The organism is Desulfosporomusa polytropa, assembly GCF_055380075.1.
On record NZ_AP042400.1, the window covers coordinates 4,015,223 to 4,029,213 of the forward strand.

14 protein-coding genes and 1 tRNA gene are annotated in these 13,991 nt (G+C 43.4%); 3 read left to right on the forward strand and 12 right to left on the reverse strand.

Annotation, left to right across the window (positions count from 1 at the left end):
• Nucleotides 1–406: 406 nt before the first annotated feature.
• The 8 genes from ACZ449_RS20475 to ACZ449_RS20510 form a co-directional block, all read right to left on the reverse strand.
• A tRNA-Arg gene (locus tag ACZ449_RS20475) sits at nucleotides 407–485 on the reverse strand.
• Nucleotides 486–721: 236 nt separating this feature from the next.
• Nucleotides 722–1,042, reverse strand: coding sequence for a carboxymuconolactone decarboxylase family protein (locus ACZ449_RS20480; protein ID WP_464257903.1), 321 nt, complete (start codon nucleotides 1,040–1,042; stop codon nucleotides 722–724).
• Between the two features lie 35 nt (nucleotides 1,043–1,077).
• Nucleotides 1,078–1,608 carry a histidine phosphatase family protein gene (locus ACZ449_RS20485; RefSeq protein WP_464257904.1) on the reverse strand — a complete coding sequence of 177 codons (531 nt, stop codon included), beginning with the start codon at nucleotides 1,606–1,608 and terminating at the stop codon, nucleotides 1,078–1,080.
• A gap of 82 nt (nucleotides 1,609–1,690) precedes the next feature.
• Nucleotides 1,691–2,317, reverse strand: coding sequence for a LysE family translocator (locus tag ACZ449_RS20490; RefSeq protein WP_464257905.1), 627 nt, complete (start codon nucleotides 2,315–2,317; stop codon nucleotides 1,691–1,693).
• A 25-nt stretch (nucleotides 2,318–2,342) separates the two neighbouring features.
• Entirely contained in the window at nucleotides 2,343–3,131 is a 789-nt protein-coding gene (locus ACZ449_RS20495; RefSeq protein ID WP_464257906.1) for an amidohydrolase family protein, read from the reverse strand.
• 39 nt (nucleotides 3,132–3,170) lie between these two features.
• Nucleotides 3,171–3,530: a MerR family transcriptional regulator gene (locus tag ACZ449_RS20500; protein WP_464257907.1), complete on the reverse strand. Its 360-nt coding sequence runs from the start codon at nucleotides 3,528–3,530 to the stop codon at nucleotides 3,171–3,173.
• Nucleotides 3,531–3,640: 110 nt separating this feature from the next.
• Entirely contained in the window at nucleotides 3,641–4,243 is a 603-nt protein-coding gene (locus ACZ449_RS20505; RefSeq protein ID WP_464257908.1) for a dienelactone hydrolase family protein, read from the reverse strand.
• Nucleotides 4,240–4,692 carry an aminoacyl-tRNA deacylase gene (locus ACZ449_RS20510; RefSeq protein WP_464257909.1) on the reverse strand — a complete coding sequence of 151 codons (453 nt, stop codon included), beginning with the start codon at nucleotides 4,690–4,692 and terminating at the stop codon, nucleotides 4,240–4,242. Before ACZ449_RS20510 ends, ACZ449_RS20505 begins: the two co-directional genes overlap by 4 nt.
• A gap of 158 nt (nucleotides 4,693–4,850) precedes the next feature.
• Between ACZ449_RS20510 and ACZ449_RS20515 the strand changes: the two genes are divergently transcribed.
• Nucleotides 4,851–5,405, forward strand: coding sequence for a flavodoxin family protein (locus ACZ449_RS20515; protein WP_464257910.1), 555 nt, complete (start codon nucleotides 4,851–4,853; stop codon nucleotides 5,403–5,405).
• Nucleotides 5,406–5,562: 157 nt separating this feature from the next.
• On the opposite strand, the gene ACZ449_RS20520 is transcribed toward ACZ449_RS20515, so the two are convergent.
• Entirely contained in the window at nucleotides 5,563–7,941 is a 2,379-nt protein-coding gene (locus tag ACZ449_RS20520; RefSeq protein ID WP_464257911.1) for an ATP-dependent DNA helicase, read from the reverse strand.
• Between the two features lie 310 nt (nucleotides 7,942–8,251).
• On the opposite strand from ACZ449_RS20520, the gene cooS reads away from it, so the two are divergent.
• Together cooS and ACZ449_RS20530 are read left to right on the forward strand one after the other, a co-directional pair.
• Complete coding sequence (gene cooS / locus ACZ449_RS20525; RefSeq protein WP_464257912.1) at nucleotides 8,252–10,174, forward strand: anaerobic carbon-monoxide dehydrogenase catalytic subunit; 1,923 nt, start codon at nucleotides 8,252–8,254, stop codon at nucleotides 10,172–10,174.
• Nucleotides 10,175–10,185: 11 nt separating this feature from the next.
• Nucleotides 10,186–10,704 carry a 4Fe-4S dicluster domain-containing protein gene (locus ACZ449_RS20530; protein ID WP_464257913.1) on the forward strand — a complete coding sequence of 173 codons (519 nt, stop codon included), beginning with the start codon at nucleotides 10,186–10,188 and terminating at the stop codon, nucleotides 10,702–10,704.
• A gap of 69 nt (nucleotides 10,705–10,773) precedes the next feature.
• On the opposite strand, the gene ACZ449_RS20535 is transcribed toward ACZ449_RS20530, so the two are convergent.
• From ACZ449_RS20535 to nuoE, 3 genes are read right to left on the reverse strand one after another with little or no spacing between them, the layout of a single operon-like run.
• Nucleotides 10,774–11,538 carry a 2Fe-2S iron-sulfur cluster-binding protein gene (locus ACZ449_RS20535; RefSeq protein ID WP_464257914.1) on the reverse strand — a complete coding sequence of 255 codons (765 nt, stop codon included), beginning with the start codon at nucleotides 11,536–11,538 and terminating at the stop codon, nucleotides 10,774–10,776.
• A gap of 12 nt (nucleotides 11,539–11,550) precedes the next feature.
• The gene (locus ACZ449_RS20540; protein ID WP_464257915.1) at nucleotides 11,551–13,353 is read right to left on the reverse strand and encodes an NADH-ubiquinone oxidoreductase-F iron-sulfur binding region domain-containing protein; all 1,803 of its coding nucleotides are present in this window, start codon (nucleotides 13,351–13,353) and stop codon (nucleotides 11,551–11,553) included.
• Nucleotides 13,340–13,834, reverse strand: coding sequence for an NADH-quinone oxidoreductase subunit NuoE (gene nuoE / locus ACZ449_RS20545; protein WP_464257916.1), 495 nt, complete (start codon nucleotides 13,832–13,834; stop codon nucleotides 13,340–13,342). The genes ACZ449_RS20540 and nuoE overlap by 14 nt, the downstream gene beginning before the upstream one ends.
• Nucleotides 13,835–13,991 lie beyond the last annotated feature (157 nt).

The following is a 13,991-nucleotide window of genomic DNA, read 5'->3' on the forward strand; positions in this document are numbered from 1 at the left end:
TTACATATATTCCACAGTGTTTTATAGATAATTGCCTTCCTAGATAAATCGAAATAAACCACTATCCCTGTCCTCGCATTTCACTCCGCATAAGCTGACGCTATTTTAAATGTTATACGTCGCAATATCAGATATAGAGAAAAACAAAGGGGACAGGCATCTTGTTTCAGTTACATGAAACCCAACGACAATCATCTGTTTCCAAAACCGTATCTATATCTATCATAGATACCACTAATACCTACTCTTGAAATAAAAATACAGGCTGCTCTGAAATCATCATCTTTCCTCTTCCTACGCTTGCAAGAAAGCGGTGATTGCATACACGTTGCATACTAATTTAATAAAAGCACACAAAAACGGCAAGGTTCAGGACTCCTGAAGCCTTGCCGTTGTAGTATTTAGATGGTGCGCCCGGGAGGACTCGAACCACCGGCTGACGCGGTTTAGGAAACCACCGCTCTATCCACCTGAGCTACGGGCGCATGTTCCTCTTGCGAGGTATTCCGCCATTTCTAGCCTCCGCTACATACCAAAATCTGTTTTTATTCTGTGTCATTTACAGTCTTAAATGGCATCCATGGAATTTCGAATGGCATTTTCGTAAATGACGGCAAATCGGCATATTTGGTAGGTTCGACAGGAATGGCACTAGTCGAGATACGATAATTAGTATAGCATTTCGGGTGCGGCGTGTCAATTGTAAGGTAGTGGAAATGTATCACTCGCTATCAAATGCGTTTAATGCTATAGGTAAAGCTTGAATTACTATATTTCCCACAGCAGGTAACCCCACCAGAATAGCACTAATGATTTCATCTCTCGTAGCTCCAAGCGATTTGGCATGTTTTACATGAAAGGGCAGTCCACCTTCAAGTCTGGCTGAAGCTAAAACCGCTATGTACGCTAATTCTTCGGTTTTAGCATCCAACTTACTGGCTGCTCCTAATTTTTGCACTGTGTCCAACCATATTTCCTGATGCTCTGGAGCTTCTTTCATAAATACTTGAAAAGCGTTACTGACCGATAATTTATTATCCATTTTGGGTGAACCTCCAAATTAATTGTTAATCTAAATTAGCGTTTTTCAAATACGTATATTTCTCCATACCTCGCCCTTGTTATTCTTTTACCAAGGAATCCCCTAGTACATAGTTCCTTCTGAATATGCATCATGAGAAATCCATGCGTAACTATCAAAATATTGCCTTCTTCCAGAATACCCCCGACAAACCGTTGTACCCGCCCCTTTGTCTGACTTATAGTTTCAGGTTGCGATCGCTGTGAACAAAACCATGCCATTCTTCCTGCCATAAGCCAAAACAGGTATGGCAATTTTACATTAGTCTCCAAAACTGGGGCAATTGGAACTTCACGAATTTGTTTAGATATACTAATATCGCCTTCATAGATATGTTGTGCCGTTTCTATTGCTCTGGATAAGTCGCTACAATAGCACTTATTCCAAATTTCTTGTTCACCTATTAAATCCATAGTCTTAATAGATGAACAGTCATATTGGTCAATCCATTCTCTGAAATCTGTTGAATTCATCAGAGCTCCATGAAGACAATCTACCTCAAAATGGCGTACTAAGCCGATTAACATGCTGGTTTCTCCAATTGTTAGTTATTTTCATCTTTGCTCGTCAAGAGATATTTTTTCTATCAACCTTTGTATGTCAGATTAGCTATCGCCGTTCCGAAAATGCTACCCGCAACCCAAAGCCGATAAAGAGTAAACCTGTTACCCAATTAAAATAGGCCTGTATCTTTTCATTTTTTGTAATCCAAGAACGCAGTTTCGCCGATGCTAATGCATAGACATTCAATACACAAAAACCCATAATAACAAACACTACCCCTAAAAGAAATATTTGCTGCTGAGCATAAATACTTTCATTATTAATAAATTGGGGTAAAAAACTAAGAAAAAACAACGTAGTCTTCGGATTTAGTGCAGAAGTAAAAAAACCAGTAAGAAATAAATCCTTACCTTTAGTCTTCGTCTCAGATGGCCCTTCGAAAAGCTTCTGCCTGGTTAACAGACACTTAATCCCAACATACAGTAAATAACAAGCACCAACCATCTTGATGATAAAAAACGCCAACGATGATGCTTGTAATACTACTGCCAAGCCTAGAGAAGCTGCTATTACCTGAAACATATCTCCGGTTGATGCTCCCAACAATGCCTTAAATGCTGCTTTACGCCCCTCCGTCATTCCTTTTGTAACAACATATATCGTATTCGGCCCAGGTGATAACAGTAGAAGTAAAGACACAGAAACAAATATGCAGATATTTGAAAATTCCATCCATCATTCCTCCCTATGATATATTTTATCCTATTTCTAAAAGCCTTGCTATATTTCCTCCCAATACTTGCTCCAAAACATGACGGTCTTCAACTAATTGCTCGATAATAGTTCTTGCTGTCAAGGGAGAGCAATAGGGCGCATCAGAACTGAAAAATGTGCGTTCAGGATATTCCTTTATAGCGAAAACGGGTGCCATCGTCGTGAAGGTTGCGGATAAGTCTAAATATGCATTAGGTATATCTTTAACTGCCTTCAAGGTATTTAGCCAATTTGCTCCGCCGAGATGTCCTAGTATTATCGGCACAGCAGGATATTTTTTAGCTAAGGTTAGCAGCTCTTTAATATCTTCAAAGTTCAAAGGCATAAACGTATGCACCCATAATGGTAGATTGCCAACTTCCTGTGAAGCACGAAACAACGGCTCTATTTGAAATATCTTTCCCGCCCCTGGGGTCAATTCCCCAATACCCCGAAAGTTGTTGGCCAGAATATATTTATTTATCCAAACCAGGTTTTCTTCATAGGATAAACCGATGGGAATTGATCCAAAGCCAATGTATTTTTCTGGACTTTTCTTAATCACTGTTACTAGTTCTTCAATAGCACGTATTCTCTCATTGAGCGGGTTTTTTACTCCATTCAAAATGTCATACAAGTTATTTAGCTCTTCTTCAAGAGCTGCTATGCTAGTTGCTGTTTCAGGGTGTATCGTCGATGTAAAAAGAATAGTACAATCAACCTTAGCTTCTGCCATGAGCTTTACTTGCCGCTTCGGTGGAAGCATTACGTGGGCATGACTATCAATAACCATACTTGTCTCCTCACTTTCTCCATAATTATTGGTGGCAGATTAATAACCTAGCCGATCAAATTCACTCATTCTTTCCTGTAACCGCAATTGCACTGTTTGCAATAGTTCAAGTTGTTTATTTACTTCGCTTAATTTGGTTTTATATAATTCATAAGCAGCTTTACATAATGGTCGGTCGTTTTGCATCGAAGTCGGGCATTCAATGATTTGTGCAATATTATCAGTATTAAGTCCCAGACTTAGATAAAGTTGAATTGTTTTAATTCTGCCAACTGCGGTATCATCATAATCCCGATATCCATTCTCCAACCGCCTGGAATTTATAATTCCCTTTGTTTCATAATATCTTATCGACCGTACACTCGCCCCTGTCCGCAGCGACAATTCTTTTATTAACACTGTAATCTCCCCTCTGTCATCGTTTGACACTATTATAAAGTATGACATTAATGTTAAGGTCAAGTATAAAATTAAACAGACCTACCAGTATTATAGTGAGGTCTGCTAATTCAAGTTCTATACTTTTTTACAAATGTAATTATTTCCCGACAGGCCTTCATTGACGATTTTTTATTATGCCTTCGCGAATATGGATCAGCAAAACCATGGTGACCATCTAGTTTCGCAATTTGGATAGTATCAAAGTTACTTAAACGTAAAATCAAGTCGTCCACATCAAAAGCTTTTTCTTCCGTAGGAAAAAACAATAAGACAGGACATGTAGGCTTTATCTCTAGGTGGTCGCGTATTCTTGAACCATAGAATCCAATAGCTACATCGCACAAGCCTGTTTCGCTACACAACCAAGCAAGTGTAGCCCCCACACTATAACCCAACACATACACCTTTTCATACTTGGCTCGTGCAGTATGCAGCACTGCTTTTACTTGCTGGAACGCATTCTCAAAACCAATACTACCTATAAAGTAATTATAAGCTAGCATTTCTTGGTCATAACTAAATGGCGCTCTACCATTAAGCATGTCCGGAGCAATACTGTCCATCCCCTGCTTTGAAGTCTTTTCACATACTCCACTGATGTGTTTATTAATTCCATAGATTTCATGTAAAACAATAACGACTGTATTAGCGTGATGAATATCTCCTATCATAGTTTACCTATGAGCGCTACAACTTGATTTAACTGTTGCAAGGCAATTGGGTCAATTTTTAGAGTCCGAGTCGCTTGCCCTGAACCGCCATATACAAAAGAATAACTAAAAAGTTGTCTGTCCAAAATAAAAGGTAACGGAATACCAATCATAGGAACACTACCCACATCGAAACCTGTTATTTCCTTTACTTCACTTTTACTTGCCATCCGGGTATGCTGGCATCCTACTATTTTTGATATGTGCTTAAAATCTACACGGTTGCGGTTGCCTGAAATAATTAATGCCAAGAAACTGTTATCCGCTTTTATAATTAACGTAGGCGCTGTTTGTCCTAGTTCAATCTTAAAATAGTCAGCACCCTCTTGCGCTGAAAAAATGGGGTTTTCATGGAAAATAAATTCATAGTTACACTCACTGTTTTTTAATATAGTATCGATGCTATCCATTAATCCCTTTCCTTTCAATTATATTATAGATACTCTCCAGCTACTTGACTACTTATCAAAAAACGCAGTATTGTATGTATAGGGAATATTTGTCTATTATCCCACTAGGGCAGAGCCTCTGCCCTGAAATCATTGGAAAACGATAGGAGGAATTACATTTGAAAGTATTAGCATTTCTCGGCAGTCCCAGGAATGGCAATTCAACCGCCATGGTCAATGCTGTCTGTAAAGGAGCCGCTAGCGCTGGGCACGAAATAGAGATAATCAACCTCGCTAGCCTAAAAATTTCCGAGTGCACTGCTTGCTACGCGTGTAAGAGCGGCAAATTTGAGTACTGTGCTATTAAAGATGATATGCAAGAACTCTATACCAAAATTATCGAAGCTGACTGCCTGGTATTTGGAACGCCGGTATTTATGGGACAAATGAGCGGGCAAATGAAGCTCTTTTTTGACCGCTGGTATCCATTCCTAGGTGAGAATTACCATATTTATCATTTGCCAGGGAAAAAATATATCACAATAACCGCCAGTGGCGCACCTGCGGCGGTATTTCAATCATTAACCGATTACCTCAATCATTGGCTTGGCGGCTTTTTCAAGATGGTGCTCGTCCAAAATATTGCAGGCGGCGAATTGGGACCAGCCGATGCTATAAGCAGCCAACCAGAACTTCTGGCTATAGCCGAGAATGCCGGTCGCGCCTTGAAATAACGTACTCACAGGGAAATGTTGTAATACCTAACGGCAAAGTGCCTAATTCCAGTATATCGGAATTAGGCACTTTGTACTACTAATCCTATCCAATTTTTATTACTAACCTTTGAATTTTGTCAAAAGGCTAACATAATTGAGCTTCCTTGTAAACATTTTACGTCAAAGACCAAAATCGTTTTGCCTTATCCGCAATACTAGTAACACTTTTGGTAGTTGCCGCGCCCTGCCATTCTGGTGGAAATAGCCGCCGATACCTTTGCTGGGAAAATCGAGCATCAATTAAGACTACCAGTCCCCGATCCAGCTCAGTACGAATGACCCGTCCGGCGGCTTGTAAGACCTTGTTCATTCCTGGATAGACATAGGCATACTCAAACCCTTGACGGTTTTCCTTATCAAACCACTGTCTGACGATTTCCCGTTCCAGGCAAATCTTCGGTAGACCGACACCAATGACAATGGCTCCAACAAGGCGTTCGCCAGTCAGATCAATTCCTTCACCGAATACTCCTCCCAGTACGGCGAAACCCACAAGAGTAGCTGCGTTGTCACTGGAAAAGTGTTGCAAAAACTCAGCCCGCTCCGCTTCGGTCATCTCGCCCATTTGTCGAATCACCCTTATTGACGGGTTTCTTGTGCAAAAGCGTTGACAAACTTCCTCCATATAACGATAGGATGGTAAAAACACTAGATAGTTTCCCGTTTTTGCCTCAATTGCCGCTGTTATACTATCGACAATAGCATCATAGGTTTGTTCCCGCATTTTATAGGTTGTACTAATGGTATCGGCAACTAACAGTCCTAGATTGTCATGGGAAAATGGGGAAGGAACCGCTATTTTGCCATCCTCCTCCTCACCGCCTAAAATTTCTGCAAAGTAAGCAAGCGGGGTTAGTGTAGCTGAGAAAAAAACCGCGGCCTTCCCCCGCTTAACCGCTTGCCGCAGCAGCTCTGAAGGATTAACGCAAAACAGCTTGAGTTTTACATCCTTTTCTAGCTTCTCATAGTACGTCACATACCGCTCATCGTACATTTCAGTAGTCCGCACAAAAGCATTGGCCTTGAAATATAGTTCCAATACTTCTTCGCGAAAACTGGTCTGTTGATTTTTTGCCAACCATTTTTCAGCCAACTCCATAAACTTTCTAAGTTGTGGCAGAATCTCTGTCGGCAACAGCTTCTCTACGCAATAGTCCGCTTCACCAACTGCGGATTTTTCCACACACAGCTTTCCAACCTTCAACATATATGTGTTTATTTTGCCTGCAGCTTTAGCAAGCCGGGGCAACTCATGATTTATGCTTTTCTTTAGATCCAGAAAACTCTGCTTGGTTATTTCTGCTGAAAACATGTCTCTGGCCCGGTCAACAAGATTATGAGCTTCATCCACCAAAAAACAGTACGGGTTGTTATTTTCGTAAAAGAAACGTTTCAGATACACCCGGGGATCAAAAACATAATTATAGTCACAGATAATAACGTCCGCCCACAACGCTAAATCAAGGGATAATTCAAAGGGACACAGGCTGTGCTCCCGAGCAACCTGTTCGATGGTCTCACGCGTGAAGGCTTCCAGGTGCCAGCAATCGTTCAGCGCCAGGTTAATACGATCATAATAACCCTTAGCATACTGGCACTCCTCCGGGGTACAGGCTGCCGCCGACATAAAGCAGGTTTTGTCTTTGGCAGTCAGTGTCAGGGTTTTGCACTGCAAGCCTCCCTGCCGCAACCGGGCAAAGGCCTCCTCTGCTAACTCACGGGTTACCGTTTTGGCGGTAAGAAAAAATAGTTTCTCCACCTGTCCTAACCCCAAAGCTTTAACCGCAGGAAATACAGTTGCCATAGTCTTGCCTGTACCTGTTGGTGCCTGAGCAAACAGTTTATGCCCTTTCGTCACTGTTGTATATACGGCCACCGCCAGTTGCCGCTGACTATGGCGAAATTCCGAAAAGGGAAATTGCAGCAATTGAGCCGAATCATTGCGAACCTCTATCCAGTCCCCCAGCCGTTTTGCCCACAGAGCATATTGGGTTATCAAAGAGTCAAAAAAATCTGTTAGCTCACCAATAGAATACACTTTTTTAAAAATCTTTATTTCTAAAGTCTCGACCTGACAATACGAAATTTGGACACCCATTTCTGGCAACTCCTGCTGGATAGCATACACATAAGCGTAACACTTGGCTTGCGCCCAGTGGAGTGGGTTATAGTCTTCCTGTATCTCGTCAAGATCTTCTGTAACTGACTTAATCTCATCAACAGTTACCTGCACAAGACCTGTATCATCTTTTGTTGTTATAATGCCATCAGCCCGGCCGCTGATCTGTAATATCACCTCAGGCTGTTCAACGACTATGGATAAACTTACCTCCGGCTCATATTCGGCTCCTTGCGCTTGTTGAATTTTACGATGAATCTTACTTCCTTCTACCATGCGGGAACTGCCAGTAAAAGCTGCTGACAAATCTCCTGACCGCAGAACAAATTCTACCAAATTACGCACTGAAGTCTTGACTACTTTATTTATAGACATATCTATTACCCTTCCAATTTCTGCACATGCCGGGCGCGCAGGTTGACGCACAAGTCAGCCTTACCTAGTCTTGAATTATGCACAATTACGTCCTGCTTCTAGGTTACCATCCCCCGTGGTTGTACTCAAGTAAAAGTATGAAAAACACCACAGAATAATGACCCTGCAATTAAAAATAGTAGAGAAATATTTTGTGTCTAAAACTGCAATAAACTCAACTATATTGGCAGGAATAAAATGTATTGACTGGAATATTAAACAACTATAGCCAAGATAATGCAAAAGTATGGTAGAGGAGATGATTAGGTTCATGAAGAACCAAGAACCATTAGACTCAAGCGTAAAAGAAATGCTGGCTGTAGCCAAAACAAGTAATGTATCTACCGTGTGGGACCGCTATCAAAGTCAACTGCCACAATGCGGCTTTGGCGAAACAGGCATCTGCTGTCGCAATTGCCTGCAGGGGCCTTGTCGGATTAACCCCTTTGGTGACGGACCGGATGTCGGCATTTGTGGTGCCGGAGCCGATACCATAGTTGCCAGAAACCTCATCCGTGGGATCGCAGGCGGAGCAGCCAGTCATTCCGGCCATGCTAAGCATTTGGCCCATGTTCTCAAGAAAGTATCTAAAGGTGAGGCTCCCGCTTACAGTGTCAAGGAAACAGCTAAGCTAACCGCCGTGGCCACGCGTTTAGGCATTCCAACAGAAAATCGCACTACCTTGGAAGTGGCTGGAGATGTAGTCCAAGCAGCGCTAGATGAGTTTTCCGAACGCGAAACACCCAACGCCTGGGCGGTGACCACAGTGACTGCCGGCAGAGTTGCCATGATGAAAGAACTTAAGGTAGCACCGTATGGTATTGATAGCATTATCGCCGAGATCATGCATCGTACCACCCTCGGGGTGGACGCTGACCCGGTAAACTTACTGTTAGGCGGTATTAAAGGAGCAATAGCAGACTTCGCCGGCTGCCACTTAGGAACTGACTTAGCCGATATTCTTTTCGGTATTCCAACGCCAACAGTTAGCGAAGCCAATATGGGTGTGATTAAGGAAAAGGCCGTAAACATTGCTCTTCATGGGCACAATCCAGTGCTTTCGGATATGATCGTCGCTACCGCCCGCGAACCTGAAATTGTAGCCGAGGCCAAGGCTGCTGGCGCAGAGCAAGGCATCCAGCTAATGGGCATCTGCTGCACTGGCAACGAAGTTCTCATGCGGCATGGCGTACCAACTGTCGCCACCGCTGTCTCGCAGGAACTACCTATTCTGACAGGCGCAATTGATGCCATGATCGTTGACTATCAGTGTGTCTATCCTTCGTTAGCTAATGTAGCTGAATGTTTTGGAACCCCGCTGATAACCACCATGGATATCGCCAAAATACCGGGTGCAACCCATATTGAATTTGACGAAGATCATGCTAGCGAAAAGGCTCGCGAAATAATCAGGCTGGCAATTACCGCTTTTAAACGCCGTCGCAATAAGCCTGTACATATCCCCTCAAAAACCAGTAAGGTAGTTGCAGGTTTTTCAACTGAGGCTATCGTGGCCGCCTTGGCCAAACTGAATGCCGACGATCCGTTGCAACCACTTGTTGACAATATAGTCAACGGTAATATTCAGGGTGTAGTGTTATTTGCTGGCTGTAGCAATATCAAAGTTGGCCACGACCAAAATTTTGTCACAATTGCCAAAGAATTGATTGCCCGTAATGTTCTAGTATTGGCTACCGGGTGCGGCGCTGGTGCCTTTGCCCGCAATGGTCTATTAGATCCGCAGGCAACACTTGATTATGCTGGCGACGGACTAAAAGCCGTACTCACAGCAATTGGCGAAGCCAATGGACTAAACGGTCCGTTGCCTCCGATCTTGCATATGGGCTCCTGTGTTGATAACTCCCGCCCTGTCGATATTGCAGTGGCACTTGCTAACAAACTAAAAGTGGACATTCCCCAACTACCTGTTGTTGCCAGTGCGCCTGAATACAAGACAGAAAAGGCCTTATCTATCGGTACCTGGTCAGTTTCCCTTGGCCTGCCTACCCATCTGGGGTTGGTACCGCCAGTTATCGGCAGCAAACTGGTCACACGGGTTCTTACCCAAGACATCAAAGGACTGACAGGCGGTTACTTCATAGTTGAACCAGACCCGATACTAGCGGCCGAGAAAATTTTTAACGCACTTCAGGAACGGCGCCAAAAACTAAATATTAGCACCCGTCGTTGGTAAGGAGGATTATCATGCAAAAAGAAATCCTTATCCGGTATGAACGCTGTATGGGCTGTCATTCCTGCGAAGTAGCCTGCTCAGTAGCCCATTCACCCTCGAAAACGCTAGTTGGCGCTATGTTGAGCGATAAACCGCCACTGAAACAAATTTACGTCGAACAAATTGATAATCTAAAAGCCCCTATTGCCTGCCGCCATTGCGAAGAGGCTCCCTGTGTGGAACTCTGCACAACACATGCGCTCCACCATACTCCTGACGGCCTGGTTACTAATAGCGATCGCCAGGACAAGTGTCTGGGTTGTTGGATGTGCATTATGGCTTGTCCATTTGGCGTTATCCGCCAGGACGGCGATAAGCGCCGGGCGGTAAAATGTAACAGAGAATGTCTGGACGAATCAGGTATTCCGGCCTGCGTCAAAGCATGCCCAACCAAGGCACTGGTATTTAGCACCGTAGCTGATTTCCAAGCCGGTAAAAGACGCGAGCAGGTTGCAGTACTAGAAGACTGCACCAGTCATAGTCAGGACTGAATCTACTTATCGAATAAATAAAGAAAGATCCTACCGCCCATGGTAGGATCTTTCTTCATTTATTCGTATTTATTTCGCTATAGCGGCTCCAGATATATTTTTAAATTTGTTAAAAATATGCTTTCGCTTACAGCTTTCACATACCATTTCATCATCAGTAGAACCAATAGAACCCAGCTTGGTGCGAATATATTCCATTTGTTCTTTGGTTATAAAATGCTTGCCACACTCTTGGCAGCTTAGCAATTCAAACTTTTTGTTCCAGATAATTCTGTGCTTATTTTCCTCACAAATAGATATGGCTCCAGTAGGACATACCTGGGCACAGGCACCACACCCCATACACGTCTCTGCAGGTTCATCGTAAGGAGTAGCTACCTTTTTCGTGATTCCCCTGTTGATCGTGGATATGGAAGATAAGCCCATTGTTTCACAGGCTTTTACACACAAGCCGCAGAGAATACACTGCTCATCATCTGTAGAGGTAAACCTTGCTGGCTCTAAAACTGAATATTCTTCTCTAAGTTTGTTTATTTGCTCATTGTTCGGAACTCTGGCCGCGAGCAGCATAATGATGGTCTTTCTCATTGCGATTATTTTGGTGGAATTAGTAATGACTTCAACTTCCTTGGTGACCGGGTAAACACAGGAAGTAACCACTTTATGCAGGCCGTTTTCAACTATTTCTACAATACATAGCCGGCAGCTAGCCTGGCCTGGCAAAGCCTCACTGTGGCACAACGTAGGAATATATATATTGTTACGCTGTGCTATTGCCAAGAGAAATTCTCCCGCTTCTGCCTGACATACCTTACCGTCGATGGTTATATTCATCAATGTAGCCCCCTATTCGACCTTCACTGCATTAAACTTGCATGTATCAATGCAATTTCCGCATTTAATACATTTTTGCATATCTAGTGTATGGAAAGCTTTGGCCTCGCCTTCAATAGCCGTTGCCGGGCAATTTTTCTTGCACATTCCGCAGCCTGTGCACAACTCCTGATCAATGTAGAACGCAGTTAGCTCCTTGCAGATTCCGGCCGGACATTTTTTGTCAACAATATGCGCCAGGTACTCGTCCTTAAAGTATTTGAGGGTAGAGACAACTGGGTTGGGCGCACTCTTACCCAATCCGCACAAGGCAGCTTCACTGGTCATGCTGCAAATCTCCTCCAGCATTTCGATATCACCCAGCTTACCTTCGCCGTTACAAATATCATTCAGGATTTCGAGCATTCTCTTTAGTCCCTCTCGACAGGGAACACATTTGCCACAAGATTCCTCGGCCAAGAAATTAACATAGTACCTAGCCACATCTACCATGCAGGTACGCTCATCCATGATGATCATGCCGCCTGAGCCCATCATCGAACCGGCGTCAGCAAGGGTGTCAAAGTCAACCTTCAGGTCCAGCAGACTTTCCGGAATACAGCCGCCTGATGGCCCGCCGCTTTGGACAGCTTTGAATTTCTTTTTGCCGATCACGCCGCCGCCAATACCAAATATTAAGTCCCGCAAGGGTATGCCCATCGGCACTTCCACTAAACCGGTATTCTTGACCTTGCCAACAAGAGAAAACACCTTGGTACCTGTACTCCCTTGGGTCCCAATCTCACTAAACCATTCACTGCCATTGTTGATAATTAGCGGGATGTTGGCCCAGGTTTCCACATTATTGAGAATAGTCGGTTGCCCCCAGAGACCTTTTTCTACAGAGCGGACATATTTTGCCCTCGGCTCGCCAACATTGCCCTCAATAGAAGCCATGAGAGCGGTTGATTCACCGCAAACAAAGGCACCGCCACCACGTACAATTTGAATGTCAAAGTTGACGCCACTTCCTAAAATATTTTGGCCGAGGAAGCCACGGTCTTTGGCTTTGGCGATGGCGATAGTCAGATTCTTGATTGCCAACGAATATTCATCTCGAATATAGATAAAGCCCATTTCAGACTGTATCGCATAACCGGCAATCAGCATTCCCTCAATGATACTATTGGGGTCACCTTCCATAATGCTTCTATCCATAAAGGCACCAGGGTCACCCTCATCACCGTTACATACCACATACTTGGGGAAACTGTCATAGCCAGCACATTGCTGCCATTTGCGGCCTGTAGGAAAGCCGGCACCACCCCGTCCGCGCAAGCCGGATGCTGTTACTTCAGCAATAACTTCTTCCGGGGTCATAGCAAACAGCACTTTCGACAACGCTTGATAACCGCGCCTTTCGATATAGTCCTCAATATTAGCAGGATCAATCTCGCCGATATTCCGCAAAGCCAGCTTCATCTGTTTTTTATAGAACTCGTTATCGTTTTGCGATCGCACCTTTTTACCTGTGGCAATATCTACATATAAAAGTCTGTCAATAACCTCGTCTGCCATAATCGTCTTTTCAAAGATCTCATCGACGTCTGCAGACTTAACTTTATAATATGAAATATCATCAGGCATGATTTTTACAATTGGACCTTTTTCACAAAACCCATTGCAGCCGGTAGCTTTTATAATCGGCTCGACACTAACATTCAGGTTTGCTGTCAATACTTTATTCTGTAATCCTGTGTAGATTTCCAGGCTGTTATTGGCCAGGCAGCCGGTGCCACAGCAAACCAGCACCTTTTTTTTGCTATTCGCCCCCATCTGTTTCCCCCCCGTATTCGCCTAAGATTTCTCTAACTCTAGCTGCTGTAACTTTTCCATAGTAGGTTTCATTCACGACAATAACAGGAGCAAGGGCACAGGAGCCAAGGCAATTTACTGTTTCCAGCGAAAACCGACCATCTTTGGTAGTTTCACCTGGTTTGATATGAAGGGACTTCTCGATTTCATCAATGATAATCATCGACGACCTTATATGACAGGCGGTACCATCACAAACCTTAATAATATTGTCGCCTTTCGGCGTCAAGCTTAGTGCTTTATAGAATGTTGCCATACTGTATAACTTGCTTAACGGAGTATCAAGATACCTAGCCACTATAATCATAGCTTCCCTGGGGATGTAATTATACTCGTGTTGGATATCCTGGAGAATCGCCAGGGTATAGCGCTGCTCCTGTGGGTACTTTTGTATTACTTTATGAGTTGATGTACCATCTATTGACGTTTTTACCATTGCCATATTGTCTCACCTTCTGCCTTTAATTTCGCCAGTTACAAATCGTACCATAATATTACTTTTTTTATATATTATACCTTGGTAGACAAAACCCTTTTATCTACGCAAAAATAACGCAACGTTGTTGACAAAAATCGCTATTATCATCGCCTTCCATTCA

Excerpts from the sequence above, each read along its gene's own strand:
- ACZ449_RS20480 (WP_464257903.1), bottom strand. The coding sequence starts at position 1,042 with ATGGATAATAAATTATCGGTCAGTAACGCTTTTCAAGTATTTATGAAA.
- ACZ449_RS20485 (WP_464257904.1), bottom strand. The coding sequence starts at position 1,608 with ATGTTAATCGGCTTAGTACGCCATTTTGAGGTAGATTGTCTTCATGGA.
- ACZ449_RS20490 (WP_464257905.1), bottom strand. The coding sequence starts at position 2,317 with ATGGAATTTTCAAATATCTGCATATTTGTTTCTGTGTCTTTACTTCTA.
- ACZ449_RS20495 (WP_464257906.1), bottom strand. The coding sequence starts at position 3,131 with ATGGTTATTGATAGTCATGCCCACGTAATGCTTCCACCGAAGCGGCAA.
- ACZ449_RS20505 (WP_464257908.1), bottom strand. The coding sequence starts at position 4,243 with ATGATAGGAGATATTCATCACGCTAATACAGTCGTTATTGTTTTACAT.
- ACZ449_RS20510 (WP_464257909.1), bottom strand. The coding sequence starts at position 4,692 with ATGGATAGCATCGATACTATATTAAAAAACAGTGAGTGTAACTATGAA.
- ACZ449_RS20520 (WP_464257911.1), bottom strand. The coding sequence starts at position 7,941 with ATGTCTATAAATAAAGTAGTCAAGACTTCAGTGCGTAATTTGGTAGAA.
- cooS (WP_464257912.1), top strand. The coding sequence starts at position 8,252 with ATGAAGAACCAAGAACCATTAGACTCAAGCGTAAAAGAAATGCTGGCT.
- ACZ449_RS20530 (WP_464257913.1), top strand. The coding sequence starts at position 10,186 with ATGCAAAAAGAAATCCTTATCCGGTATGAACGCTGTATGGGCTGTCAT.
- ACZ449_RS20535 (WP_464257914.1), bottom strand. The coding sequence starts at position 11,538 with ATGAATATAACCATCGACGGTAAGGTATGTCAGGCAGAAGCGGGAGAA.
- ACZ449_RS20540 (WP_464257915.1), bottom strand. The coding sequence starts at position 13,353 with ATGGGGGCGAATAGCAAAAAAAAGGTGCTGGTTTGCTGTGGCACCGGC.
- nuoE (WP_464257916.1), bottom strand. The coding sequence starts at position 13,834 with ATGGCAATGGTAAAAACGTCAATAGATGGTACATCAACTCATAAAGTA.